We start from the raw sequence: 25,133 nt of genomic DNA, 5'->3' as shown, positions 1-25,133 counted from the left end.
CACAGATCTGCAATGCCGAGTGCAATTCTGCCTGTCTCGGCACGGCTCGCCGGCGGTGGCGGTCCCTAACACCACCACCGGCAAGCCGAACCGATACAGGCCTTACGCGTACTTATCCAGTTTTTCCAACCGTCTGCCTGTGGATAACCTGAGTAAGAACGGCTGCAAGCCACGCCAGTCACGGGTTGCTGGAAGTTGTGCATATTTTGATCAGCGCTCGGCGCGACGCTTCATCGCAAGCCAGCCGTCGATGGTGTAGATGAACAGGCCTATCCAGATAAATACGAAGGTCACCAGCGTCGCCGATGGCATGTGCTCGCCAAACATCAGCACCGCCAGCGACAACACCAGCGTGGGGGCGATGTACTGCAAAAAGCCCAATGTGGCGTAGGGCAGATGCCTTGCAGCCGCGTTGAAACAGACCAGAGGCACCAGCGTCACCGGGCCGGCCATGGCGAGCCAGATGGCTTGGGATGTGCTCCAGAATTCAGGCTGTGCACTGTGGGCCATCGGGTTGAACAGCAGCCAGCCAATCGCAAGCGGGACTAGAATCCAGGTCTCCACGACGAGCCCCGGCAGCGCCGCGACGGGTGCCTGTTTGCGGATAAGCCCGTAGAAACCGAAACTGAACGCCAACGCCAGAGAGATCCACGGCAGACTGCCGACTTGCCAGACCTGCTGCGCCACGCCAATCAACGCCAGAATGACCGCGACCCATTGCAGGGGCCGTAATCTTTCGCGCAGCAGCACCATGCCCAGCATCACATTGATCAGCGGGTTGATGAAGTAACCCAGGCTCGCCTCGACCATGTGGTTGTTGTTGACTGCCCAGACGTAAATCAGCCAGTTAGCGGCGATCAATGTGCCGCTGCCCGCGAGAATTGCCAACCGTCGCGGGTTGTCGCGCAGTTCACGCCACCAGCCCGGATGCTTCCATACCATCAGCAGTAGAGAGCCGGAAATCGCCGACCAGATTGCGCGGTTGACGATGATTTCAAGCGCAGGAACGGAGGAAAGCAACTTGAAGTAGATCGGGAATAATCCCCAGATGATGTAGGCGGTGAGGCCCAGAATGTACCCGCGGCGCGGGTTGGCAGCTTGCATGAGTGGTCCTGTGACTTGTTTTTTTGGGGGAGCTGGTGGCTATTTGTAGAACTAAGCTTGCTCGCGGTAGCGACTGATCAAACGCATCGGCTATTTCCAATCGCGAGCAAGCTCACGCCTGCAACGGGCGGTTTAAAACAGCTTCAACGGTTCCTCATTCAGCGCCGCCAGTTGTTCACGTAGTGCCAGCACCTGATCGCCCCAATACCGCTCGGTGCCGAACCAGGAAAAACTGTGCGGGAACGCCGGGTCATCCCACCGACGTGCGAGCCAGGCGCTGTAATGCAGCAGGCGCAAGGCGCGCAAAGGTTCGATCAATGCCAGTTCACGCGGATCGAAATCGTGGAATTCGTTGTAACCGTCCATCAATTCCGACAGTTGACTCAGGCAATCCTGGCGATCCCCTGCCAACATCATCCAGATGTCCTGCACTGCCGGGCCCATGCGGCAGTCATCTAGGTCGACGATGTGGAAGATTTCATCGCGGGTCATCATGTTGCCGGGGTGGCAGTCGCCATGCATGCGGATGTTGGTATGGGGTGTGGCGGCGTAGGCGTCTTCCACGCGCTTGAGCAGATCCTTGGCGACCGACTCGTAAGCCGGAAGCAGACTGCGGGGAATCACATCGTTTTCCAGCAGATAATTCAGCGAGTCATGCCCGAAGTTCTTCACGCCTAACGCTTCGCGATGCTCGAAGGGGCGAGTCGCGCCCACGGCATGAATGCGCCCGAGTAACTGACCCAGTCGATACAGCTGATCGAGATTGCCCGGCTCTGGCGCGCGGCCGCCACGACGGGGAAACAGTGTGAAGCGAAAGCCCGCGTGTTCGAACAGAGTCTGGCCGTTGTGTACAAGTGGCGCGACTACCGGAATCTCCACTTCGGCAAGCTCGGCGGTGAAGCTGTGTTCCTCGAGAATGGCTTCGGTGGTCCAGCGATTGGGTCGGTAGAACTTGGCGATCAGCGGCTGGCTTTCGTCGATGCCGACCTGATAGACGCGGTTCTCGTAGCTGTTGAGCGCGAGAATCCGGGCGTCGCTGACGAAGCCGATGCTCTCGACGGCGTCCAGTACAAGGTCAGGTGTGAGTGTTGCGAACGGGTGGGCCATGCTTACTCCTGCGCGCGGCAGGCTGCCGCGTCGGGCCAGTCATGGTAACGCAGAGCAAGAGAAATGAGACCAGTGGATTGTCGGGATATGGGGCAGCGGTCCGACGAATCCCTGTCCCAGTCCGGCTTGCCGGCGGTTGTGATCCTGAGAATGTCACCGTCGGCTAGCCGGGCTGCTGCAGAGCATTGAGTAATCAGGCGCCGATCACGCCACCATCTTCCCGAGTAATCACCATCACCGAAGACCTCGGCTTGCCGTTGGGCAAATGCTCGGGAAAGGTCGAGCCGCCTTTCTCACCCGGGTGCTGAATGCCCACGAACAGCGCTTTCTGGTCCGGCGCGAAACTGATGCCGGTGACTTCACAGCCCACCGGTCCAACCATGAATCGACGAATTTCGCCACTGGCCGGATCAGCGCAAAGCATCTGGTTGTTGCCCATTCCGGCGAAATCACCTGCGTTCGAATAGTCGCCATCAGTGAGAATCCACAGCCGTCCAGCCTGGTCGAAACCCAGGCCGTCCGGACTGTTGAACATGTTCTGCGGGGTGATATTGCTCGATCCACCTTGAGGTGTGCCGGCATGCACGCCCGGATTTCCCGCGACCACGAACAGATCCCAGGCGAACGCCATGGACGCTGCGTCGGAGCCCGTTTCCTGCCAGCGCAGAATCTGCCCGTACTGGTTTTTCGCCCGAGGGTTCGGGCCGCCTACTGGCTGGCCGTCCTCGCCGCGCTTGGCATTGTTGGTCAGCGTGCAATACACCTGACCGTCCTTGGGGCTGACCACGATCCATTCCGGCCGGTCCATGCGTGTGGCTTTCACCACACTGGCCGCAAGGCGCGCATGAATCAGCACCTCTGCCTGACTGGCGAAGCCGCTCGAGGCATCGATACCGTTCTTGCCATGCGTCAGCTCGACCCACTTGCCCTGGCCTTTGGGGTGATCCGGATTGCTGTCGCCGTTATCGAACTGCGCGACGTACAGCGTGCCGTGATCGAGAATGTCGCGATTGGCTTTTGGGTGCTTGTGATTGATCTTGTCGCGGCTGATGAACTTGTAGATGAATTCGCCGCGTTCGTCATCGCCCATGTACACCACAACGCGACCGTCTTTGGTCTCGGTGATCGCCGCGTTTTCATGCTTGAAGCGGCCCAGGGCTGTGCGCTTGACCGGCGTGGACTTCGGGTCGAACGGGTCGATTTCCACCACCCAGCCGTGGCGGTTGAATTCATTGGGGTTCTTCGCGAAGTCGAATCGAGGATCGTGCGGGTGCCAGTTCACTTCTTTGCTGGTCGCGACCACGCCGTAACGCTTGGCGGCAGCGTCGAATGACTGTGCGGGATCACTGCTGCCAAAGCAGTCGGTGAAGTTCTCTTCGCAGGTCAGATAAGTCCCCCACGGCGTCTTGCCGTTGGCGCAGTTCTGAAAGGTGCCGAGCACATTCTTGCCGGTCTTGTCGGCCGCTGTCTTGAGCCATTCATGTCCGGCAGCGGGGCCGCTCAGACGAATCGGGGAGTTGCCATGGATGCGTCGGTTGTACTTCGAGCCTTGCACGAACTGCCACTGGCCTGCTGCGCGCTTGACCTCGATAACCGACACGCCTTCGCTGGCTTGGGCTTTGTGCACATCTTCGGCCGATTGCGGGTCTTTGCCGTGAGCGAACAGATAGCGGTAATTGGTGTATTCGTTGTTGATCGCCATCAGCGCACGAGTGGCCCTGTCGGCGTCATCACCAGGGAAGGTGAACAGGCTCATGCCGTCGTTATTGTCGCCGAACTGAAGCTCCTGTGCCTTGGCCGTTCCCTTGCCGGTCGGATCGAAAGCCGGACCATTGGCGTGCAACGGTTGGCCCCAACTGATGAGTACCGAGGATGTATAGCCCGCAGGCAGGCTGATGCCGTCGGCTGTGGCGGAGGGGATGCTATCGAAGCCGAGCAGTGTACCGTTGCCCGCACTGACGCTTGCCGCCATCACGCTGCGGCTAAGCAGATTGCCACCCAGAAACATTGCGGCGCCGCAAAGGGCGCCCGCGCTGATGAAGCCTCGGCGGCTGAGGCCCATTCTGTTCTCTGACACCAGTGTTTCGAGGTCGGTGGACTGATTTTCTTCTAATAGCTTCATCACGGGCTTCCTGCGGTTTTGGCGCAAACCTTATTCAGCCTGGATGACGCTATTGTGTCGTTCCCATGACGGCGGTGGTTCAGTACCGCAGCCGTGACAGGGGAATCAAAGCGGGGTGCCGATCAGCACATTGGACGGCGCAAACTGCACGTTCACGTCGCTGCCGACCTTTAGTTTCAAGGACTTGAGGTGAGCCGGTTCTGCCAGTGCGCACAACGTCTGGCCGCTTGGCAGGTCAAGTTTGACCTCGCTTGGGCCATCTTCTGCGTCGAGAATGTCGCTGATTTTCCCTTCAAGACAATTGTGTCCAGTTGTTGCCGCTTGACCCGGTCCCACCAATTCCAGCCAGCCGGCCTTGATCAGCGCGAACACATCGGCGCCAGCGTCAAGTTCCAGCCGCAACGTACTGTCGTGAGTGATCTGCGCGTGTATCACCAGGCCACCCGCCAACTGCAATCCAATCATGTCGTTGCGGCCTAACGGCGTAATGCTTTGAACCTGACCGTGCAGTTGGTTACGGGCGCTGGTGCGCAACATCAGGCGACTAAGCAGCGCCAGGTCGCTGGTCTCCTCAGGGCTCTCCAGTAGTTGGGTTTGCAGGGCCTGCAAGCGTTGATAAAGCCGCAGCACCCGTTCGCCTTCTTCAGACAGCTTCGCGCCGCCACCACCACGGCCCCCGACGCTGCGCACCACCAGTGGCTTTTGCGCCAGATTGTTCAGCTCGTCGATGGCATCCCACGCCGCTTTGTAGCTCAGTCCTGCGCTTTTCGCTGCACGGGTAATCGAACCTTGCTCGGCAACGTGCTGCAACAGCGCGATGCGATGCGGGCGGCGGACCATGTGTTGAGTGAGCGATGGGGGTAAGGACATGTTTGGCAGTTTTTTGAAGAAATGAGGATGGAGTGTAAGCCAGTTTCCTCGGGTTCCACACGAAGCCCTGTAGCAGTCCGGCTTGCCGGCGGCAGCTTCTGTGGCATCGCTACCGCCGGCAAGCCGGACTGCTACAGGGGTTTATCACTATCCGTTGCATATTCAATCTTCAGGCTTCGGCGTTCTCGCCAGGCAATACACATCCACCTTCCTGGCGCCGGCGCTGATCAGCAACCGCGCGATCATGTCAGCCGTGGAACCCGTGGTCAGCACATCGTCGATCAGTGCGACATGTGTTCCGCTGATACGGTGTGGTTCGATCAGTGCGAACGCATCGCGCAGATTGCGCTTCCTCGCCTTGGCATCCAGACCCTGTTGTGCGGGTGTCTCCTTTACGCGTCTGATCGTTTTTTCATCTACAGGGAGTTGCAGTACGCTTCCCAGCCAACGAGCGAGCATTGCCGCCTGGTTGTAACCGCGTTGGCGCATTCTCTTGTTGCCCAGCGGTACAGGGATCAAAACGTCAGGACGCTGAAGCCCTTCGTCGAAGCGATGTTGCAACGTCTGCCCGAGCAGTTCGGCCAAGAGCCGTCCAATGGGCCATTTGCCCTGATGCTTGAAACGTGTGACCAAAGTGTCGATAGGGAAGTCGTAAAGCCACGGCACGATAACGTCGCCGAACGCCGGGGTACGGCGCAGGCATTGCGCGCAGGTCAGGCCTGACATCGGCATGGGCAAAGCGCAGTGTTCACATTGGTCGATCAGCCACGGCAGTTCGCTTTCACAGGCGATGCAGATCGGGCTGAGTGAATCGGTCTGCTCATCGCATAACAGACAGGTCTGTACGTTTTCTAACCAGATGTAAACCTGATGTCCGTTGTGTGGTTGACAGCGCATGTCACTTCCTTAAATATGCCGAACATCCGTGTTGCGCCTGTGGACTTTCTGGTTTTGCCGATTGAGCTGACCGCCCGGGTGCTCGCCAAAAAACATCAAGGAGCCGCCCATGAGCGCCAGCATCAATGCCAATTTGCGTCACGACTGGAATCTAGCCGAGGTCCGGGCACTGTTCACACAGCCGTTCAATGACCTGCTGTTTCAGGCGCAAACCGTGCACCGCGCTCATTTCGACGCTAACCGCGTTCAAGTCTCTACCCTGCTCTCGATCAAGACAGGCGCCTGTCCTGAAGACTGCAAGTACTGCCCGCAGTCCGGCCACTACAACACCGGCCTGGAGAAAGAAAAGCTGATGCAGGTCCAGCAAGTGCTGGAAGAAGCGGCGCGTGCCAAGGCAATCGGTTCGACCCGTTTCTGCATGGGCGCCGCGTGGAAGCACCCGTCAGCCAAAGACATGCCGTACGTGCTGGAAATGGTCAAAGGCGTCAAGGCCATGGGCCTGGAAACCTGCATGACCCTGGGTAAGCTGGATCAGGATCAGACCAAGGCACTGGCTGACGCGGGTCTTGATTACTACAACCACAACCTCGACACCTCGCCGGACTTCTACACCAGCATCATCACCACCCGTACTTATAGCGAGCGTCTGCAGACCTTGGCGTACGTGCGTGATGCGGGCATGAAGATCTGCTCCGGCGGCATTCTCGGCATGGGCGAGTCGCTGGATGACCGCGCCAATCTGTTGATCCAGCTGGCCAACCTGCCTGAGCACCCGGAGTCGGTGCCGATCAACATGTTGGTGAAAGTCGCGGGTACTCCGCTGGCCAACGCCGAAGATGTCGATCCGTTCGACTTCATCCGCATGCTGGCCGTGGCGCGCATCCTGATGCCGCAGTCCCATGTGCGCCTGTCCGCGGGCCGCGAGGCCATGAATGATCAGATGCAGGCCCTGGCGTTCTTCGCCGGCGCCAACTCGATCTTCTACGGCGACAAACTGCTGACCACCGCCAACCCGCAGGCTGACAAGGACATGCTGCTGTTCTCGCGTCTGGGCATCCAGCCGGAAGCGCGTGAAGAGCATTCCGATGAAGTTCATCAGGCGGCTATCGAGCAGGCGCTGATCGAGCAGAAAAGCAGCGAGATGTTTTACGACGCGGCGGTTTGATCCGTTCAATCCTGACTGCGACCAACTTCTGTAGCAGTCTGGCTTGCCCGCGGTGACGGATTCGGAATCGCGACCGCCGGCAAACCATGCTGCCACAGGAGATTGCGGCTAACGCGCTCCCCTCACCGAACCATCGAGGCCTGCATGTCTTTCGATCTGAGCGCACGTCTCGCTGCCCGTCGTGCCGAACACCTTTACCGTCAGCGTCCGCTGCTTGAAAGCCCGCAGGGCCCTGAAGTCGTGGTCGATGGCAAGCCGCTGCTGGCGTTCTGCAACAACGACTACATGGGCCTGGCCAACCACCCTGATGTCATCACCGCCTGGAAGGCTGGCGCGCAGCGTTGGGGTGTGGGCGGCGGGGCCTCGCATCTGGTCATCGGCCACAGCACCCCGCATCACGAACTGGAAGAAGCCTTGGCCGATCTCACCGGTCGTCCGCGCGCATTGCTGTTTTCAAACGGCTACATGGCCAATCTCGGCGCCGTCACCGCGTTGGTAGGGCAGGGCGATACCGTTCTGGAAGATCGCCTCAATCATGCGTCTTTGCTCGACGCCGGCCTGCTCAGCGGCGCACGTTTTTCCCGCTATCTGCATAACGATGCTGACAGTCTGGCCTCTCGGCTGGAAAAGTCAGTGGGCGATACTCTGGTCGTCACTGACGGCGTGTTCAGCATGGACGGCGACATCGCTGACCTGCCGGCCCTTGCAAAGGTCGCGAAAGCCAAAAACGCCTGGCTGATGGTTGACGACGCCCATGGCTTCGGCCCGCTGGGTTCGAACGGCGCAGGGATCGTCGAGCATTTCGGATTGAGCATGGATGATGTGCCGGTGTTGATCGGCACCCTGGGCAAATCGTTCGGCACCGCCGGGGCGTTCGTCGCAGGCAGCGAAGCGCTGATCGAGACCCTTATTCAGTTTGCCCGGCCTTACATCTACACCACCAGCCAACCACCTGCCTTGGCCTGCGCTACCCTGAAGAGCCTGGAATTGCTGCGCACCGAACACTGGCGTCGCGAGCATTTGCGAGCGTTGATCAAGCAGTTTCGCGATGGCGCGCAAGCCATTGGCCTGGAGCTGATGGACAGCTTCACGCCGATTCAGCCGATTCTCATCGGCGACAGCGGCCGAGCAGTGCGTTTGTCGCAAATGCTGCGCGAACGTGGGTTGATGGTGACTGCGATTCGCCCGCCAACCGTACCCGCTGGCAGCGCGCGTTTGCGCGTGACGTTGTCCGCGGCGCACAGCGAGGCTCAGGTACAGCTATTGTTGGAAGCACTGGAGCAGTGCCATCCGCTGCTGGGCGAGAGCGATTCGTTGGAGTCACAACATGCGTGATCGGTTGATCCTGCTACCGGGCTGGGGCCTTGGCATCTCGCCGCTGGAGCCCTTGGCGGCGGCGTTACGTGGACTGGATGAACACCTGCGGGTCGAGATCGAACCGTTGCCGGATATGGACAACGATGACCTCGGCGACTGGCTCGACGAACTGGATTCGAGCGTGCCGGACAACGTCTGGCTGGGCGGTTGGTCCCTTGGCGGCATGCTGGCCGCTGAGTTGGCGGCCAGACGTGGTGAACGTTGCTGTGGCCTGGCGACATTTGCCAGCAATGTCTGTTTCGTCGCCCGCAGCCAATGGCCGAATGCGATGCCGCAGACTGATTTCGATGCGTTCATCAATGGCTGCAAGGCCGACCCGGATGCAACCCTCAAGCGCTTCAGCCTGCTTTGCGTACAAGGCGCCGAAGAGCCCCGCGCCTTGTCGCGACAACTGAAGGCTGGCGCGCCCCAAGGTACCAGCAACGGCCTGATCGAAGGCCTCAAATTGCTCGAACAGATGGACACTCGTGCCGCACTGCAGGCTTTCAGAGGCCCGCAGTTACATCTGTTTGGCGGTCTTGATGCGTTGGTACCGGCAGAAGCTTCGACCGACCTGCTCAATCTCTTGCCTGACATCGAAGTCGGCGTGATCGAGCAGGCCAGCCACGCATTCATCCTGGAAAACCCCCACGGCGTGGCCGGGGCGGTCCAGGCGTTCCTACATGAGTCCGGTGATGACTGATCTTTCCCACTGTGCGGTGTTGAAGGCCGTGAAACAGCAACAGGCGACAATCCAGAACCCTCTGCCCGACAAACGTCAGGTAGCAGCTTCGTTCTCCAAGGCAGCGGCAAGTTATGACAGCGTTGCTGAGTTGCAGCGCGCGGTGGGCGCCGAGCTGATGTCGCGTCTACCGCAGATGACGCCCTTTCGCTGGCTCGATCTGGGCAGTGGCACCGGTTATTTCAGCCGCGCGCTGGCGCAGACTTTCCCTGACAGCGAAGGCATCGCCCTGGACATTGCCGAAGGCATGTTGCGCCATGCTCGACCTATGGGTGGTGCACAGCACTACGTGGCGGGCGATGCCGAGAACTTGCCGTTGCGCGAGGGCAGCGTCGAGCTGATGTTTTCCAGCCTCGCTGTGCAGTGGTGTTCGGATTTCGCCGCCGTGCTCGGCGAGGCGAATCGAGTGTTGCAGCCCGGCGGCGTATTCGGTTTCGCCAGCCTGTGCGTCGGTACCCTGTATGAGTTGCGGGACAGTTGGCAGGCGGTTGACGGGATGGTGCACGTCAATCGTTTCCGCGAGTTCGAGGACTATCAGACGCTGTGCACCGCCAGCGGTCTGCAAGTGCGCAGCCTGGCTGTACTGCCCCACGTTCTGCATTACCCCGACGTGCGCAGTTTGACCCACGAACTCAAGGCCCTCGGCGCCCACAACATCAATCCGGGACGTCCGGGCGGGTTGACCGGGCGAGCGCGCATTCAGGCGTTGATCGAGGCTTATGAAGGCTATCGTCAGGAAAAAGGCCTGCCGGCGACCTATCAGGTGGTCTACGCCGTGCTGGAAAAACCTGCGATTGTTTAAAAAGTGACCGGTTTTGCGAGCGCCGTTCGTGTGAGCGCTATAGTGAATAGGCAATAGTTTGAAAAATTCTGAACGGATGGTCGCCAAGATGAGTGCTGCGTATTTCATCGCGGGAACCGATACCGATGTTGGCAAGACCACCATTGCCACCGGTCTTTTGTATGCGGCGCGACAATCCGGATTGAGCACGGCGGCGGGCAAGCCTGTCGCCTCCGGCTGCGATGTGAAGCCCAAGGGCCTGCGCAACCCCGATGCGGTGGCGTTGCGCGCCGAGTGTTCCATCGCGTTGACGTATAACGAGGTCAACCCTGTTGCCTTCGAGCCGCCGATTGCCCCGCATCTGGCAGCGCGGGAGGCGGGGGTTGCGCTGACCGTGAGTTCTTTGCTCGAGCCGATGCGCCATATCCTCGCCAAACAAGCCGACTTCACCCTCATCGAGGGCGCGGGCGGCTGGCGCGTGCCGTTGGCGGATCAGGCGAACCTTTCCGATCTGGCGATCGCGTTGAAGCTACCCGTGATTCTAGTGGTGGGGGTGCGGCTGGGTTGCATCAGCCACGCGTTGCTGTCTGCCGAGGCAATTGCCAATGACGGGCTGCAACTGGCGGGCTGGGTGGCGAATATCATCGACCCCAAAACCTCGCGCCTCGAAGAAAACCTGGCGACCCTGGCCGAGCGCCTACCCGCGCCGTGCCTGGGCCGCGTGCCGCATATGAAGAAGGCCACTGCGGAAATGGTTGCCGAGCATCTGCATCTGGAGCTGCTGGACTAGGGCGCTGGGTTCGTCAGATCCAGTGATCGTTCCCACGCTCTGCGTGGGAATGCTTCGTCTGACGCTCTGCGTCAATCAGGTGAAATCATCTGATATACCAACCCCAAGCCTGATCGCTGACGTACTCGGTCACCTGCTTGACCTCCAGATAGTTATCCAGCCCCCACTGGCCCAGCTCCCGGCCAATGCCGCTGTGCTTCATTCCTCCCCAGGGCGCTTCGACGAAGGTGGGTTGTGAGCAGTTCACCCAGATGATTCCGGCGCGCAGCTGATTGGCCACGCGCGTCGCTCGTTGCGGATCGGCGCTCATCACTGCCGCCGCAAGGCCGAAGCGGCTGGCGTTAGCCATCTGCACCGCTTGCTGTTCATCCTTGAAGCGCTTGATGCAGAGCACCGGCCCAAAGACTTCCTCGCACCAGATGACGCTGTTGTGTGCGGGCTCATCGAAAATCGCAGGCTCCATGAAATAGCCCCGCTCCAGATGCGCTGGACGCTTGCCACCGCTGAGCAGCTTCGCGCCGCTGGCCTTGCCCTGATCAACGAAACCCAGCACCTTTTCGTATTGACCGCGGCTTACCAGCGGCCCAAGCAGTACGCCTTCCTCAAGACCTTGGCCGATAGTGATCTTGCGGGTCTCCTCGACCAGCCGTTCAATCAGGCGCGCAGCAATGTTTTCGTGCACCAGCAGGCGGGACGTCGCGCTGCAGACCTGGCCCTGATTCCAGAAAATCCCGAACAGAATCCACTCCACCGCTGCCTCGACATCGGCGTCTTCAAACACGATGAACGCTGATTTTCCGCCCAGCTCCAGGCTGATGTTCTTGATGTCGCTGGCGGCCGCCGCCATGATTTTCGACCCTGTCGGGACGCTGCCGGTGAAGGCCAGTTTGTCGACACCAGGGTGCAGCGTGAGTGGGCTGCCCGCGTCGGCGCCAAGTCCCGTGACAATGTTCAGCACGCCTGCCGGAAGACCGATACGGTCTGCGGCGCCTGCCAGCTCCAGGGCTGTGAGTGGTGTCAGCTCCGAGGGTTTCAATACGGCTGTCGCGCCTGCTGCCAGTGCCGGCGCGACTTTCCAGGCGGCCATCAGGAGCGGATAGTTCCACGGAATGATCTGCCCGGCGACGCCGATCGGCTCCAGGCGAGTGCGGCAACGAAAGCGTTCATCAGGCAGGGTCAATGGCTGATCCTGCCGACCGTCCAGCTCACTAGCCAGGCCCGCGTAATAGCGAAAGCAGGCAATTGCATCACCGATGTCCCACTGCGCTTCAGGCAAGGGTTTTCCGTTGTCACGCACTTCGAGCGTCGACAATTCGTCTTGAGAGCCTTGCAGTTCGTCGGCCAGCGCCTCCAGCCAGACAGCCCGTTCGGCGCCTGTGGTCTGCCCCCAGTTGCTGTCGAACGCCCTTCGCGCAGCACGCACAGCGTGATCGATGTCCTCTTCGGTGCCGGCCGCGACCTGCTGCAGAACCTGCTCGGTCGCCGGATCGATGACGTCCATGTAACCGCCCAGATCGGGGCTGACCCATTCGCCGTTGATGTACAACTGATCACGCATGTGAGGCTCCTGTGCGGCGATTCTGCAGATAGCGGGAGGTGAACAGCAGGGCCAGCGAAGCGCAGATGATCACAGTCGAGACGGCGTTGATTTCCGGCGTTACGCCTCGCCGGATCGACGAAAAGATGTAGATCGGCAGCGTGGTTTCCGGGCCCGCGACGAAGAACGCGATGATGAAATCGTCGAAGCTGAAAGTGAACGCCAGCAGGAAGCCCGCCATGATCGCCGGGGTGATCTGCGGCAGGGTCACCCGCCAGAAGGTCTCCAGTGGCGGGGCGTACAGATCGGCGGAGGCCTCCTGCAACGCTTTGTCCAGAGAATCGACGCGGCTACGCACGATCACCATGACCAACGCCATGGTGAATAACGAATGGGCTGCGACTACGGTGAAAAAACCCATGTTCAGCTTGGGAATGCTCGGCATCAGTTGGGCCAGCAGCGGGTTGATCAGGTCGAACACGCTGATGAAGGCGATCAACGTCGAGATGCCGATGACGATGCCGGGAATGATAATCGCGCAGTAGGTGAGGGCATCGAACGCCAGCCGCACCTTGCTATTGGCGCGCTGCAGGCCAAACACCGCCAGCGTTCCGAACAGCGTTGCCAGCACCGCCGAACAGGTAGCGATCAGCGCGCTGTTGCCCAAGGCTTCCATGATGAAAGGGTTGCTGAAGGCGCGACCGAACCACTGCACCGAGCAGCATTCGAAGGCCAGGCCACTGCGACCGGCGTTGAAGCTGAACAGCATGATCAGGGCAATCGGCAGGTAGAGAAACAGGTAAAGCGAAGTGGAATACGTGCGCAGCCACATATCAGAGCGCTCCTTCGCCGGGCTTGCCGCCGTAGCGGGCCACCAGTTTGAGATAGACGCCGATGATCACTAGCATGATTGCCACCAGCGTCATCGCCAGCGCACTGCCGAATGGCCAGTTGCGCGATTGCAGGAACAGGTCCACTAGCGCATTACCGACGAAGAACACCTTGCCGCCACCGAGCACGGCGGGGATCAGGAATTCGCCCATCAGCAGAATGAACACCAGCATCACCCCGGTAATGATCCCCGGTGCGGAGAGTGGCAGAGTGATCCGTCGGAAGCTTTCGAAGGCGCTGGCGCCCAAATCGGCAGAAGCTTCCAGCAGGCGTTTGTCGAGTTTTTCCAGGCTGACGTAGATCGGAAACACCATCAGTGGCAGGTAGCCGTAGACGATGCCGATCAGCACCGCGTACGGCGTGTTGATCAGGCGCACGTCGTCCAGCCCGACGCTGGCGAGCAGCGCCGGAATGCCTTTGCCGCTGAGGATGAAAATCCAGGCGTAGGTGCGGATCAGGAAGCTGGTCCAGAACGGCACGATCACCAGCGTCAGTAACAGCGAGCGATTCTTGCCGGCCTTGACCGCAAGGAAATACGCCAGCGGATAGGCGGCCAGCAGGCACACCAGCGTCCCCAGCGGCGCGAGCAGCAATGTGTTGCCAAACGCGGCGGCGCGGGAGCCGAGGTTGAGATAGTTGGCCAGCGTCAGGCCCCCGGCGTATCCGCCGACGGCACTGCGTTCGCCAAAGCTGAAGACCAGAATGATCACCAGCGGCATCACCAGAAGCAGCAGGAACCACAGGGTCGACGGCAGCAGCATCAGCAGCGTGATTCGGCGCCCCAGGCTGCGCCGCTTGTCCTGCGCGCGCTGAGTATCAGCGTCAGCCGCGCTGGCCTCGGCGTGCCGCGCGGCTGAGTTAATGACGGCATCCATGTGCGGTTCCTTATTGCTCATAGCGAGAGGTCATGCGGACTTGAAGCGGGCCATCAGTTCGGCGCGCCACGGGCTGGTCAGCGTCGCGGCAGCGCCGAACTCCAGCGGGCTCAACTGCTCGGCGGCCGGGTACATGATCGGGTCGTTGAGCATTGCCGCGGGCAGCAGCGCGTCGACGCGCTTGTCACCGCTCGGGTAGCCATGGCTCAGCACTTCCAGCTTGTTGTGCTGTGGGTCGAGCAGGTAATTGATGAATGCGTAGGCGGCGTCCTTGTGTTCGGCGCTTTTCGGGATCGCGAAGAAGTCGCTCCACAACTCGCCGCCTTCCTTGCCCAAGGCGTAGACCATCGACGGAATATCACGATGCAGTTGCGAGGCATCGCCGGTCCAGGACATGGCGAGAATGGCGTCGCCGCTGCGCATCGATGGCTGAATATCGGAGTTGATCGCGAACAGGTGCGGCTTGACCTCGATCAGCAGCTTCTCGGCGTCGGCCAGTTCTTTCGGATCAAGGGAGTTGAAGCTGTAACCGAAGGATTTCAGCGCGTTACCGATGGCGGTCAGTTGATAGTCGTGGACCATGGTGCGGCCGTCGGCCTGGTCCTTGGCGATGGCCCAGAACTCTTTCCATGAGGTCGGTTTGGCCTTGAGTTTGGCGCCGTCGTAGGCCATGCCGGTGGTGCCCCAGTTTTTCGGCACGGCGTAAACCTTGCCGTCGACCGTGCCTTGGGCCATGAACTTTTCCTGGAACGCTGTCGGGTCGAAGTTGGGAATGCGCGCCAGATCCAGCGGCTCGATCAGCCCCAGTTTCACGTAGGTACTGATGGTGTAGTTGGTCGGTACCAGCACGTCCCAGCCGCTGCCACCGGCCTGAAGTTTGGCGAGCATTTCTTCGTTGGAGCCGAACACGCTCATCGACACGCGAGCGCCGGTGGTCTTGGCGAAGTTATCGAGGTTTTCCTGGCTGTGATAGTTAGGCCAGGTCGCCAGGCCGAGTCGATCACCGATGCTCTTTTCAGCGCCCAACGCACTGGCGCTCGAGCTGCCAGCGAGCAGACCAGGCATGTTGGTGGCGACCACCGCTGCAGCGATGCCAAGGCCTGTGCGCCCAAGGAAGTCCCGGCGAGTGATCGAGCCGTTCTGCCAACTGCGCATCGTCTTGATAAAAGTCTTCTGGTCCATGGCATTCTCCCCGTCTGATAAGTGTTCGATCGTTAGAGTTGCTGTGCTCGCTGCTTGAATCCCTACAAAGCCATGGCCAGGCCGCTGGCGTTGTTCCAGCCCACCTGCACTGCCGCGCCGTGTTCAAAACCTGCGTTGTCGAACGTGCTTTGGGCGCCCGAGCCATGCTGGCGCGGCACGCGCACGCAGACGATCCCGAACGGCTGGGTGCGCACACGGTATTCGGTGATGTTGCCGAGATAGATCCGGTCTTCAACGCAGCCGTCCAGCGTGACATCTCGTCCCTGCAGGCTGCCCTTCGCGGCGATGTCGATCAGCTCGGGGCGCACCGCGATGCAGCCTTCGACATTGGCGCTCAAGGGGGCACCGTTGGGTGTCAGAGGGCTGCTCAGTTCGATGCCTTGCTCTGTGCGCAGCAGTGCTGAATTGCCCTGCACATGGCGCACGGTGCCGTTGAACAGATTTGATTCGCCGATGAAGTCCGCCACATAACGAGTCGCTGGCGCTTCGTAGAGTTGTTCGGGGGAGGCGGTCTGGATGATCGAGCCGCTGTGCATGACGCTGATGCTGTCGCTCATCGACAGCGCCTCTTCCTGATCGTGGGTCACCAGCACGAAGGTGATGCCGACTTCCCGTTGTAGACGCAGCAGTTCGGACTGCATTTCCTTGCGCAACTTGCGATCCAGCGCCGCCAGTGGTTCGTCGAGCAAGAGCACGGTCGGTTTGTTCACCAAGGCTCTGGCCAGTGCCACTCGTTGTTGTTGGCCACCGGACAGCTCGCTGGGCTTGCGGTGGCCAAGCCCGGACAGCCGCACCATCTCCAGCGCTTCGTCGGCGCGACGCTGCTGTTCTTTTTTATCGGGGCGGGGTGTCAGATAACGCAGCCCGTACGCGATGTTCTGCGACACGGTCATGTGTGGAAACAGCGCGTAATGCTGGAAGACCATGTTCACCGGACGCTGATAGGCCGGCACGCCTGCGACATTCTTGCCGCCCAGACGCACCTCGCCGAGCGTCGGCTGATCGAAGCCTGCGATCATGCGCAGCGTCGTGGTCTTGCCGCAGCCGGAGCCGCCGAGGTAAGAGTGAAACGTGCCGCGCTTGACCTGAAAACTCAGGTTGTTGACGGCCTTCAGGTTCCCGTAGTGCTTTTCTACGTTGCAGAACTCGATATCGTTTTCGTGGCGACTGTCGCTCATCATTGGCTCTCGCATTCCGTGCAGGGTTCCCTGCAATGGAGGCCAAACTAACAATCGCGGTTTTGCGCTGTATATATCCCTCGGGGGATAGAGGTCGTTTCTGGATTCGGAATAAAGCGCTGCCCCGCCGCAAATCTTCTGTAGCAGTCCGGCTTGCCGGCGGTAGCAATTTTGATTACGTCATCGTCGGCATGCCGGACTGCTACAGGGAGTGATAATAGTCAGCCAGGGGGCAGGATCAGGCTGAAACGGCGATATCCGGCCCCGTCAGCTCACGTATGAACAGCCCCAGAAGCTCGGCCTGGCTGCCGATGCCGAGCTTGGCGTAGATGTTCTTGCGATGGATTTTCACCGTCCCCGGACTGATCGAAAGTTGTTGCGCAACCGACGCACTGGAATGGCCGCGCAACAGCAGGCGAACGATTTCCTGCTCGCGTCCGGTAAGGATGTGATCGCCGAAATGGTCGAAAGCGGCGTGAACCTTGAAGTCCAGATCCTGAGGCGAGCGAGGTTGTTGCACGCGATGCTGGCGCCACGCCTCGGTAATGACCTGCTCAACGACAGCCTGCGCGCATTCCATCAACTGCAGTTCGTCACGGCTGAATGCGCAGCTGGCGGTCGCACGCATCAGTGACAGCACGGCCATCGCGTCACCGCCCAAGTCGACGAAAAATGCGACTTCTTCCGCCAGGCCCGTTTGCTGGTAATACGCCAGGTAATACTCGCTGAGGTAGAAGTGGTCCGGGGCGAACTGGCGCAGGCGCCACAGCCCTGGCTGCTGCTTGCGTGTACAGGCGAGATAAAACGGATCGAGCAGATAAGGCCCGACCTGATAGTCGTCGACGTAAATCTTGCGTTTGTCAGGGGCGAAGGTGTCGAACAGCGCCAACGGACGGTGGTTGCCCTCATAGACGAACAGGACGAAGTGATCGACCGGCGCAATCTGCTTTAGCCACTGACTCAAACCCGCCAAACGCGCGGCGCCTCCCGCAAGGTCGAGAAGATGAGCGATGCCAGTGGTCCAGTGTTTCAGTTCCTTTGGGCGCATGGAGACGTTCGAGGGCGGGTCCGTGGAGAGGGCAGTTCAGCACAGGATGCAGGATGTGCGCCACTGCACATTTCCAGACCATGGGCGCGGCGAGCAGGGCGCCAACCGGTTATGGTGAGCTCGGAACTGTTTCGCGCTGCACCATTTTCACGCAAGGCGTGTCACCGGTTGCTACGAGTAACGTTCGTCGATGGTGTCGGGCTGCCTCTATTAGGCGGCCCAATGCCATTATGGTTTTTGACGGGCGTTTTCGAGCGTCGTCTGTTTCAATGCTGATTGTTCGCTTTATGAACAGAGGATCGTGGTCATGCAAATTTCACTGAACAACACGTTGTATCCAGGCTTGAGTGCTATTCAGGTCGGGCAGAATCGTGTCGATCAGGCCGCCACTCAATTGGCCAGCCCGGCGACTGAGGTCTCCGGTCGCACACAGTCCTCGGATTTTCAACTGGAGCGTCTGCGTGCGGTCGACCGTCCTCCCGCATCCGATATGGCGACCAATGTCGTCGAATTGACCCAAGGCAAGATCCAGGTTCAGGCGGGTGTCAAAGTCGAAAAGGCCAGCGACGAAATGCTCGGCACGTTGATCGACACCTACGCTTGAGTTCTCCCCCCCTCGTGCGCTTCGGCGCACATCGATGTCGGCTTCTCCCCTCTCTGAATAACGCCCTATCAGCCGTCCGAATCGCGGCGCTCTGACCGCCATTCTCGACACCCCGTCAACTAGACTCAACCCTATCGGCTCAGCAATTTCTGTGTGCTGCGGGTGCGTTCGTTCGTGATTTCAAACGCATCGTCGATGAAAGGTTCATGACGCACTCTTGACAATAATTAGGCGTAAACGTATGTTTCAAACACCTGTTTGACCGCCGGACAACATTAAAGACATCGGTGGAGGGGCCAGTCCCCGCAGTGACCGAACGGTCATCCATTTCCAGGATTCATCAGCAGAGGTTTATCGCTATGCCTGACTACAAGGCCCCCTTGCGTGATATTCGCTTCGTTCGTGACGAACTGCTCGGTTACGAAGCGCACTATCAGAGTCTGCCCGCATGCCAGGACGCCACGCCTGACATGGTCGACGCCATTCTCGAGGAAGGCGCCAAGTTTTGTGAGCAGGTACTGGCACCGCTGAACCGCGTGGGTGATACCGAGGGCTGCACCTGGAGCGAGTCCGGCGTCAAGACCCCGACCGGCTTCAAAGAGGCTTACAAGCAGTTCGTCGAAGGCGGCTGGCCGAGCCTGGCTCACGACGTTGCTCATGGCGGTCAGGGTTTGCCTGAGTCGCTGGGTCTGGCAGTCAGCGAAATGGTCGGCGAAGCCAACTGGTCGTGGGGCATGTACCCAGGCTTGTCCCATGGCGCGATGAACACTATCTCCGAGCACGGCACCCCAGAGCAGCAAGACGCTTACCTGACCAAGCTGGTTTCAGGTGAGTGGACAGGCACCATGTGCCTGACCGAACCTCACTGCGGTACTGACCTGGGCATGCTGCGCACCAAGGCCGAACCTCAGGCCGATGGTTCCTACAAGGTTTCCGGCACCAAGATCTTCATTTCCGCTGGCGAACACGACATGGCCGATAACATCGTCCACATCGTACTGGCCCGTCTGCCGGACGCGCCTGCGGGTACCAAAGGTATCTCGCTGTTCATCGTTCCCAAGTTCCTGCCCGCCGCCGATGGCAGCATTGGCGAGCGCAACGCGGTGAGCTGTGGCTCGCTTGAACACAAGATGGGCATTCACGGCAACGCCACCTGCGTGATGAACTTCGACAGCGCCACCGGTTTCCTGATCGGCCCGCCGAACAAAGGCCTGAACTGCATGTTCACCTTCATGAACACCGCGCGTCTGGGCACCGCTCTGCAAGGTCTGGCTCATGCCGAGATCGGCTTCCAGGGCGGTCTGAAATACGCCCGTGAACGTCTGCAAATGCGTTCGCTGACCGGCCCGAAAGCGCCGGACAAGGCTGCTGACCCGATCATCGTTCACCCGGACGTGCGTCGCATGCTGCTGACCATGAAAGCCTTCGCCGAAGGCACTCGTGCGATGGTGTACTTCACCGCCAAACAGGTCGACATCGTTAAATACAGCGATGACGCAGAAGCCAAGAAGCAAGCCGATGGCCTGCTGGCGTTCATGACCCCAATCGCCAAAGCGTTCATGACCGAAGTCGGTTTCGAATCCGCCAACCATGGCGTGCAGATTTACGGTGGCCACGGCTTCATCGCCGAGTGGGGCATGGAGCAGAACGTTCGCGACAGCCGCATTTCGATGCTGTACGAAGGCACCACCGGCGTTCAGGCCCTCGACCTGCTGGGTCGTAAAGTGCTGATGACTCAAGGCGAGGCGCTGAAGGGCTTTACCAAGATCGTTCACAAGTTCTGCCAGGCGCAGGAAGGCAACGAAGCGGTCAACGAATTCGTTACACCGCTGGCTGCACTGAACAAGGAGTGGGGCGATCTGACAATGAAGGTCGGCATGGCCGCCATGAAGGACCGTGAAGAAGTCGGTGCTGCTTCGGTGGATTACCTGATGTTCTCCGGCTACGTCTGCCTGGCGTACTTCTGGGCTGACATGGCACGTGTCGCAGCTGAGAAACTGGCTGCCGGCACCACCGAAGAGGCGTTCTACACCGCCAAATTGCAGACTGCGCGCTTCTACTTCCAGCGTATCCTGCCGCGCACACGCACTCATGTTGCGGCCATGCTGTCGGGCGCCAACAACCTGATGGACATGAACGAAGAGCACTTCGGTCTGGCTTACTAATTCGAATAAGCGTTTTACCTCAAGCCGCTTGTCCTTCGGGACAGGCGGCTTTTTTGTGGGCGCCTGAAAAGAGTGATCTGCCTCACATTTACTGCTAATCAAATCGGATGTGCGGCCGATAAAGGCACAATGCCATTCGATTTGTAAAAGTAGGAGTCAGTCCTCTTGCTGCGCCCTTCCGCTGCACGTATCAGCCATTTCATACCGTCACTGGCGCTCCTGTTCGCTGGACTCGCGGCTGCGTATGTGAAGGACCTCAATGTGTTCTTCACTTCACTGTTCAACGTGCTCCCCACTTTGGTGCTGCTACTGGGTGGCGCGTATTGCGGCGTTTACAAACGCCAGCGCGAACTGTTTTTGATGATCACGGTTTACATCGCCTACTTTCTGCTCGATACCCAGACCGATTACTACCGCGACAATGGAAAAGTCCGTGAAGACGCCGCCGTCGTTTTTCACCTCTGTTGTCTGTTATTGCCTGTGATGTACGCGCTTTACGCCGCTTGGGAAGAGCGCACGCATCTGTTTCAGGACCTCGTCGCGAGACTGGCCGTCCTTGTTGCAGTCGCAAGCGTGGCGTTGGGGCTGGAGCAAAGCTTCCCGGCAAGTCTGCTGGCCTGGCTCGCCGACATCCGCTGGCCATCGCTGCATGGCGAATGGATGAGCCTGATACAGCTGTCCTACGCCACCTTCCTGATCGCCTTCGCCGTATTGATCACCCAGTACATCCGCAAGCCTCGCCCGCTGCATGCGGCGCAGCTGGTGGGTCTGCTCGGTCTGTTCTGGGCACTGCCGAAAACCTTCATTCTCCCGTTTACGCTGAACATCATGTGCAGTCAGGTGATGCTGATGATTGCCTCGGGGGTCGCTCACGAGGCTTATCAGATGGCATTTCGTGATGAACTGACCGGCTTGCCGGGAAGGCGCGCACTGAACGAGCGCATGCAACGTCTGGGTCGCAATTACGTGCTGGCAATGAGTGACGTCGACCACTTCAAGAAATTCAACGATACCCACGGTCATGACGTCGGTGACCAAGTGCTGCGCCTGGTGGCGAGCAAACTGTCGAAGATCACCAACGGCGGCGGTAGGGCCTATCGCTACGGCGGGGAAGAATTCGCCATTGTGTTCGCGGGCAAGACGCTGGACGAGTGCATGCCGCATCTGGAAGTCATTCGCGAAACCATCGCCAATTACGCAATCCATCTTCGTAATCCGGACAGTCGTCCACAGGACGATCAGCAAGGTCGTCAGCGCCGTGCAGGGAGTCAGGCTTCAACCGTTTCGGTAACGGTCAGTATGGGGGTCGCCGAGCGCCAACCCGAGCATCGCAACCCCGAAGAAGTGCTCAAGGCCGCAGACCAGGCGCTCTATGCTGCTAAAGGCGCTGGTCGAAATTGCGTCATTGCGCACGGTCAGACCCATAAACGCGGCGCTGTGAGAATGGCCGCCGTCAGCTAAACGTCCAGTTCTCATTTGGTTGTAATCACAGCTTTCACTGACCCGTGAAGGCCTCGTTATTGTCATCGTTAATGAGTGACCATAAATAGATAAATGGTCACGACCTGACCCTATGTGTCGCAAATGGTGTTCAGGTACACTCGGATCAACTGACACATAGACGCCGCAGAATGTCTGCGGCGTCTCTTTTCCGGGTTATCTGCTGCTGTTTGCGAGGTTTGCCATGGCTGACTACAAAGCGCCTTTGCGCGATATGCGCTTCGTCCTCAATGAAGTGTTCGAGGTCTCCAGACTCTGGGCGACGCTGCCCGAGCTTTCTGAGGCGGTGGATGCGGAAACCGTCGAAGCGATTCTCGAAGAGGCCGGCAAGGTCACCAGCAGATCCGTCGCCCCCCTGAGCCGCGCGGCCGACGAAGAGGGTTGCCATTGGAAAGATACCGCCGTGACCACGCCGGCAGGCTTTATTCAGGCTTACAGGACTTACGCTGAAGGCGGCTGGGTTGGCGTTGGCGGTAACCCCGAATTCGGTGGTATGGGAATGCCAAAGGCGGTGTCGGCGCAAGTAGAAGAGATGGTCAACTCATCAAGCCTGGCCTTCGGCCTTTACCCGATGCTCACGTCCGGCGCCTGTGTTTCGATCAACACCCACGCCAGCGAAGATTTGAAAGCCATCTATCTGCCAAACATGTATGCCGGTATCTGGGCAGGCTCCATGTGCCTGACCGAAGCCCACGCCGGGACTGACCTGGGCATCATTCGGACCAAGGCGGAACCGCAGGTGGACGGTTCTTACAAAATCAGCGGCACCAAGATATTCATCACCGGCGGTGAGCACGACCTCACCGAAAACATCATTCATCTGGTGTTGGCGAAACTGCCGGACGCGCCAGCTGGCCCGAAAGGCATTTCCTTGTTCCTGGTGCCGAAATTCCTGGTCAATGGCGACGGTAGCCTGGGTGCGCGCAACACGGTTTCCTGTGGCTCCATCGAGCACAAGATGGGGATTCAGGCCTCCGCCACCTGCGTGATGAACTTCGATGGGGCTGAAGGCTATCTGATCGGCGAGCCAAACAAGGGCCTGGCGGCGATGTTCACGATGATGAACTACGAGCGTCTGGGCGTGGGTATTCAAGGGCTGGCTTCGGGCGAGCGTTCCTACCAGAACGCCATCGAGTACGCCCGCGATCGCCTGCAGAGCCGTGCGCCGACTGGCGCGCAGTCCAAAGACACCATCGCTGACCCGATCATCGTCCATCCGGACGTGCGTCGCATGCTGTTGACCATGAAAGCGCTGAACGAAGGCGGACGTGCTTTCTCCACCTATGTCGCAATGCAGCTGGACACCGCCAAGTACAGCGAAGATGCGCAAGTGCGCGAACGCGCCGACGGCCTGGTCGCATTGCTGACGCCAGTCGCCAAGGCTTTTCTGACCGACATGGGCCTGGACACCACTGTTCATGGTCAGCAAGTGTTCGGCGGCCACGGTTACATTCGTGAATGGGGCCAGGAGCAACTGGTCCGCGACGTGCGTATCACCCAGATTTACGAAGGCACCAACGGCATCCAGGCGCTGGACTTGATGGGGCGCAAGGTCGTCGCCACGGGTGGCGCGTATTACAGGCTGTTCTCGGAAGAGGTTCGCCAGTTTATCTCTGCGTCTGACGATTCGTTGGCCGAGTTCACCAAGCCTTTGAGCGCTGCACTGACGACACTGGACGAATTGACTGATTGGGTGCTCGACCGTGCCCGCAGCAATCCGAACGAGATTGGTGCCGCGTCGGTCGAGTATCTGCACGTATTCGGCTACACGGCATACGCCTACATGTGGGCGATGTCGGCCAAAGCTGCGCTGGGTAAAGAAGCCCAGGAAGACTTCTACGTCAGCAAACTCGGCACTGCACGTTTCTATTTCGCGCGTCTTTTGCCGAGAATTCAGTCGCTTGCAGCGTCGGTGAAGGCGGGCAGCGAATCGTTGTACCTGCTAGATGCGTCGCAGTTCTGATGACAGTAGATTTCGTGTAAGCATTTGCTTACACGACGTGCTGACAATCTGGCTCTATCGCTCCAATGGATCCAACATTAATCTACACACATGGACGCCGCGCAGGATGCGCAAACAGACAAAATGGACACGTAGGGACAGCCTGCCAGGATGGTGGGAAGAAATGGAAGTCACAGGGAAACAGTCTGGAAAACCTCGCCTCGGCGGGGTTTTCTTTTATCTGGGCTTTGTAAAACTCGGGTCGCGTCCTATAACCTGGTCAACGATGCCGGTTTCGGGTTATCAACCTCGTCGAGCACCGACCTGAGCAACTCCAGCGTAGCCTGCTGTCTTTGAGCGTCTCGATACACAAGCCCGATCTGCAGCGGCACCCGCGGTTCGCTCAACGGCTTCCACAGCAACTCCTCGTTGTCCTGAATATCCTGCGCGCGCCCTGGCAGCACGGTCGCAAGCCGCATGTGGGTCAAGCTGTCGAGGATGCCCGACATGTTGTTCAGCTCGGCCTGCACGTGAGGGCGACGACCCAGATTGCTCAGCTGCGTCTGCCAGATCTGCCGCACCTGAAACTCCTCACCCAGCAACAGCATCGGCAATTCCGCCGCCTGGCTCATCGAGACCTTCTTGAATTCGCGCAGCGGATGGTTCGCCGGGATGACGAGTTTCAGTTCGTCTTCGTACAGCAGCATGCCGTGCAGCCCCGGCTGACGGGGCGGCAGATAACTGATGCCGATATCCAGCGAGCCATTGAGCAGACGTCGTTCGATTTCCATCGCGCTCAACTCGTAGATTTGTACTACCAGATGCGGCTGAGCCTTGCGCACATGCTCCAGCATTTGCGGAACCAGACTTGAGTGCACCGTTTGCATCACACCGATTGCCAGCGTTCTTTGGGACTGGCCTTTGAAGTTGCGCAGTGCATCCCGCGCTCGCTGCATGCCTTCCAGTAGCGGGATCGCATGGTTGTAAAGGGTATGAGCGGCGAGGGTGGGCAACAGACGTTTACTGCTTCGCTCGAACAGGCTGACGTCGAGGCTGTGTTCCAGCAAACGAATCTGTTGCGACAGTGCCGGTTGCGACAGGGACAGGCGTTCGGCGGCCCTTCCTACGTGTCCTTCTTCATAGACCGCGACGAAATAGCGCAGTTGGCGGAAATCCATAAGTAATTCTTATCGAAATGGCTGGAAAATCGAAATGGTCGTTTGTCCTCTCGGCGCATAGTCTACGCCCAACTCACA

At 59.4% G+C, this 25,133-nt stretch carries 21 protein-coding genes; 9 read left to right on the top strand and 12 right to left on the bottom strand.

Going from position 1 to position 25,133, the window contains the following annotated elements; all coding sequences use genetic code 11:
• Positions 1-210: 210 nt before the first annotated feature.
• The 5 genes from rarD to D3M70_RS02370 form a co-directional block, all read right to left on the bottom strand.
• Positions 211-1,104, bottom strand: coding sequence for an EamA family transporter RarD (rarD, locus tag D3M70_RS02390; protein WP_120124052.1), 894 nt, complete (start codon positions 1,102-1,104; stop codon positions 211-213).
• Between the two features lie 132 nt (positions 1,105-1,236).
• Positions 1,237-2,211, bottom strand: a complete 975-nt coding sequence (locus D3M70_RS02385; RefSeq protein ID WP_120124050.1) for a serine/threonine protein kinase — start codon at positions 2,209-2,211, stop codon at positions 1,237-1,239.
• 193 nt (positions 2,212-2,404) lie between these two features.
• Positions 2,405-4,333, bottom strand: coding sequence for a PhoX family phosphatase (locus D3M70_RS02380; RefSeq protein ID WP_120124048.1), 1,929 nt, complete (start codon positions 4,331-4,333; stop codon positions 2,405-2,407).
• Between the two features lie 105 nt (positions 4,334-4,438).
• Positions 4,439-5,203, bottom strand: coding sequence for a TOBE domain-containing protein (locus D3M70_RS02375; RefSeq protein WP_120124047.1), 765 nt, complete (start codon positions 5,201-5,203; stop codon positions 4,439-4,441).
• Between the two features lie 162 nt (positions 5,204-5,365).
• Positions 5,366-6,100, bottom strand: a complete 735-nt coding sequence (locus tag D3M70_RS02370; RefSeq protein ID WP_120124045.1) for a ComF family protein — start codon at positions 6,098-6,100, stop codon at positions 5,366-5,368.
• Positions 6,101-6,209: 109 nt separating this feature from the next.
• Between D3M70_RS02370 and bioB the strand changes: the two genes are divergently transcribed.
• The 5 genes from bioB (at position 6,210) to bioD (ending at position 10,934) form a co-directional block, all read left to right on the top strand.
• A complete protein-coding gene (gene bioB / locus D3M70_RS02365; protein WP_120124043.1) occupies positions 6,210-7,265 on the top strand; it encodes a biotin synthase BioB in 1,056 nt (351 codons plus the stop codon).
• A 144-nt stretch (positions 7,266-7,409) separates the two neighbouring features.
• On the top strand, positions 7,410-8,600 hold the full coding sequence (gene bioF / locus D3M70_RS02360; protein WP_120124042.1) for an 8-amino-7-oxononanoate synthase: 1,191 nt from the start codon (positions 7,410-7,412) through the stop codon (positions 8,598-8,600).
• Positions 8,593-9,324: an alpha/beta fold hydrolase gene (locus tag D3M70_RS02355; RefSeq protein WP_120124040.1), complete on the top strand. Its 732-nt coding sequence runs from the start codon at positions 8,593-8,595 to the stop codon at positions 9,322-9,324. Before bioF ends, D3M70_RS02355 begins: the two co-directional genes overlap by 8 nt.
• Entirely contained in the window at positions 9,317-10,165 is an 849-nt protein-coding gene (bioC, locus tag D3M70_RS02350; protein WP_120124038.1) for a malonyl-ACP O-methyltransferase BioC, read from the top strand. The genes D3M70_RS02355 and bioC overlap by 8 nt, the downstream gene beginning before the upstream one ends.
• Positions 10,166-10,253: 88 nt before the next feature.
• Positions 10,254-10,934, top strand: coding sequence for a dethiobiotin synthase (gene bioD / locus D3M70_RS02345; protein ID WP_120124420.1), 681 nt, complete (start codon positions 10,254-10,256; stop codon positions 10,932-10,934).
• An 85-nt stretch (positions 10,935-11,019) separates the two neighbouring features.
• On the opposite strand, the gene D3M70_RS02340 is transcribed toward bioD, so the two are convergent.
• The 6 genes from D3M70_RS02340 to D3M70_RS02315 form a co-directional block, all read right to left on the bottom strand.
• Entirely contained in the window at positions 11,020-12,492 is a 1,473-nt protein-coding gene (locus D3M70_RS02340) for an aldehyde dehydrogenase family protein (RefSeq protein ID WP_120124037.1), read from the bottom strand.
• Positions 12,485-13,303, bottom strand: a complete 819-nt coding sequence (locus tag D3M70_RS02335; protein ID WP_120124035.1) for an ABC transporter permease — start codon at positions 13,301-13,303, stop codon at positions 12,485-12,487. Before D3M70_RS02335 ends, D3M70_RS02340 begins: the two co-directional genes overlap by 8 nt.
• A 1-nt stretch (position 13,304) precedes the next feature.
• Positions 13,305-14,237 (bottom strand): ABC transporter permease, encoded by a 933-nt coding sequence (locus D3M70_RS02330; RefSeq protein ID WP_120124033.1) that lies wholly within the window; start codon positions 14,235-14,237, stop codon positions 13,305-13,307.
• A gap of 30 nt (positions 14,238-14,267) precedes the next feature.
• Positions 14,268-15,419: a PotD/PotF family extracellular solute-binding protein gene (locus D3M70_RS02325; RefSeq protein ID WP_120124032.1), complete on the bottom strand. Its 1,152-nt coding sequence runs from the start codon at positions 15,417-15,419 to the stop codon at positions 14,268-14,270.
• Between the two features lie 62 nt (positions 15,420-15,481).
• Positions 15,482-16,618: an ABC transporter ATP-binding protein gene (locus D3M70_RS02320; protein ID WP_120124418.1), complete on the bottom strand. Its 1,137-nt coding sequence runs from the start codon at positions 16,616-16,618 to the stop codon at positions 15,482-15,484.
• A 238-nt stretch (positions 16,619-16,856) separates the two neighbouring features.
• Complete coding sequence (locus D3M70_RS02315; RefSeq protein ID WP_120124030.1) at positions 16,857-17,666, bottom strand: LuxR C-terminal-related transcriptional regulator; 810 nt, start codon at positions 17,664-17,666, stop codon at positions 16,857-16,859.
• A gap of 307 nt (positions 17,667-17,973) precedes the next feature.
• Between D3M70_RS02315 and D3M70_RS02310 the strand changes: the two genes are divergently transcribed.
• The 4 genes from D3M70_RS02310 (at position 17,974) to D3M70_RS02295 (ending at position 23,898) form a co-directional block, all read left to right on the top strand.
• Complete coding sequence (locus D3M70_RS02310; protein WP_120124028.1) at positions 17,974-18,270, top strand: pyrroloquinoline quinone biosynthesis protein PqqE; 297 nt, start codon at positions 17,974-17,976, stop codon at positions 18,268-18,270.
• 359 nt (positions 18,271-18,629) lie between these two features.
• Positions 18,630-20,435, top strand: a complete 1,806-nt coding sequence (locus D3M70_RS02305; RefSeq protein WP_120124026.1) for a phenylacyl-CoA dehydrogenase — start codon at positions 18,630-18,632, stop codon at positions 20,433-20,435.
• A gap of 165 nt (positions 20,436-20,600) precedes the next feature.
• A complete protein-coding gene (locus tag D3M70_RS02300; RefSeq protein ID WP_120124024.1) occupies positions 20,601-21,896 on the top strand; it encodes a GGDEF domain-containing protein in 1,296 nt (431 codons plus the stop codon).
• A 223-nt stretch (positions 21,897-22,119) separates the two neighbouring features.
• Positions 22,120-23,898 carry an acyl-CoA dehydrogenase C-terminal domain-containing protein gene (locus D3M70_RS02295; protein ID WP_120124022.1) on the top strand — a complete coding sequence of 593 codons (1,779 nt, stop codon included), beginning with the start codon at positions 22,120-22,122 and terminating at the stop codon, positions 23,896-23,898.
• 248 nt (positions 23,899-24,146) lie between these two features.
• Here the strand turns inward: D3M70_RS02295 and D3M70_RS02290 are convergent, their stop codons facing one another.
• Positions 24,147-25,055 carry a LysR family transcriptional regulator gene (locus D3M70_RS02290; protein ID WP_120124020.1) on the bottom strand — a complete coding sequence of 303 codons (909 nt, stop codon included), beginning with the start codon at positions 25,053-25,055 and terminating at the stop codon, positions 24,147-24,149.
• Between the last annotated feature and the right edge of the window lie 78 nt (positions 25,056-25,133).

It is taken from the genome of Pseudomonas sp. LS-2 (assembly GCF_003605735.1).
Lineage (GTDB): Bacteria > Pseudomonadota > Gammaproteobacteria > Pseudomonadales > Pseudomonadaceae > Aquipseudomonas.
This window is presented reverse-complemented; position numbering and strand designations above follow the sequence as displayed.

Coding starts and splice junctions, on each gene's coding strand:
- rarD (WP_120124052.1), bottom strand. CDS start 1,104: ATGCAAGCTGCCAACCCGCGCCGCGGGTACATTCTGGGCCTCACCGCC.
- D3M70_RS02385 (WP_120124050.1), bottom strand. CDS start 2,211: ATGGCCCACCCGTTCGCAACACTCACACCTGACCTTGTACTGGACGCC.
- D3M70_RS02380 (WP_120124048.1), bottom strand. CDS start 4,333: ATGAAGCTATTAGAAGAAAATCAGTCCACCGACCTCGAAACACTGGTG.
- D3M70_RS02375 (WP_120124047.1), bottom strand. CDS start 5,203: ATGTCCTTACCCCCATCGCTCACTCAACACATGGTCCGCCGCCCGCAT.
- D3M70_RS02370 (WP_120124045.1), bottom strand. CDS start 6,100: ATGCGCTGTCAACCACACAACGGACATCAGGTTTACATCTGGTTAGAA.
- bioB (WP_120124043.1), top strand. CDS start 6,210: ATGAGCGCCAGCATCAATGCCAATTTGCGTCACGACTGGAATCTAGCC.
- bioF (WP_120124042.1), top strand. CDS start 7,410: ATGTCTTTCGATCTGAGCGCACGTCTCGCTGCCCGTCGTGCCGAACAC.
- D3M70_RS02355 (WP_120124040.1), top strand. CDS start 8,593: ATGCGTGATCGGTTGATCCTGCTACCGGGCTGGGGCCTTGGCATCTCG.
- bioC (WP_120124038.1), top strand. CDS start 9,317: ATGACTGATCTTTCCCACTGTGCGGTGTTGAAGGCCGTGAAACAGCAA.
- bioD (WP_120124420.1), top strand. CDS start 10,254: ATGAGTGCTGCGTATTTCATCGCGGGAACCGATACCGATGTTGGCAAG.
- D3M70_RS02340 (WP_120124037.1), bottom strand. CDS start 12,492: ATGCGTGATCAGTTGTACATCAACGGCGAATGGGTCAGCCCCGATCTG.
- D3M70_RS02335 (WP_120124035.1), bottom strand. CDS start 13,303: ATGTGGCTGCGCACGTATTCCACTTCGCTTTACCTGTTTCTCTACCTG.
- D3M70_RS02330 (WP_120124033.1), bottom strand. CDS start 14,237: ATGGATGCCGTCATTAACTCAGCCGCGCGGCACGCCGAGGCCAGCGCG.
- D3M70_RS02325 (WP_120124032.1), bottom strand. CDS start 15,419: ATGGACCAGAAGACTTTTATCAAGACGATGCGCAGTTGGCAGAACGGC.
- D3M70_RS02320 (WP_120124418.1), bottom strand. CDS start 16,618: ATGAGCGACAGTCGCCACGAAAACGATATCGAGTTCTGCAACGTAGAA.
- D3M70_RS02315 (WP_120124030.1), bottom strand. CDS start 17,666: ATGCGCCCAAAGGAACTGAAACACTGGACCACTGGCATCGCTCATCTT.
- D3M70_RS02310 (WP_120124028.1), top strand. CDS start 17,974: ATGCAAATTTCACTGAACAACACGTTGTATCCAGGCTTGAGTGCTATT.
- D3M70_RS02305 (WP_120124026.1), top strand. CDS start 18,630: ATGCCTGACTACAAGGCCCCCTTGCGTGATATTCGCTTCGTTCGTGAC.
- D3M70_RS02295 (WP_120124022.1), top strand. CDS start 22,120: ATGGCTGACTACAAAGCGCCTTTGCGCGATATGCGCTTCGTCCTCAAT.
- D3M70_RS02290 (WP_120124020.1), bottom strand. CDS start 25,055: ATGGATTTCCGCCAACTGCGCTATTTCGTCGCGGTCTATGAAGAAGGA.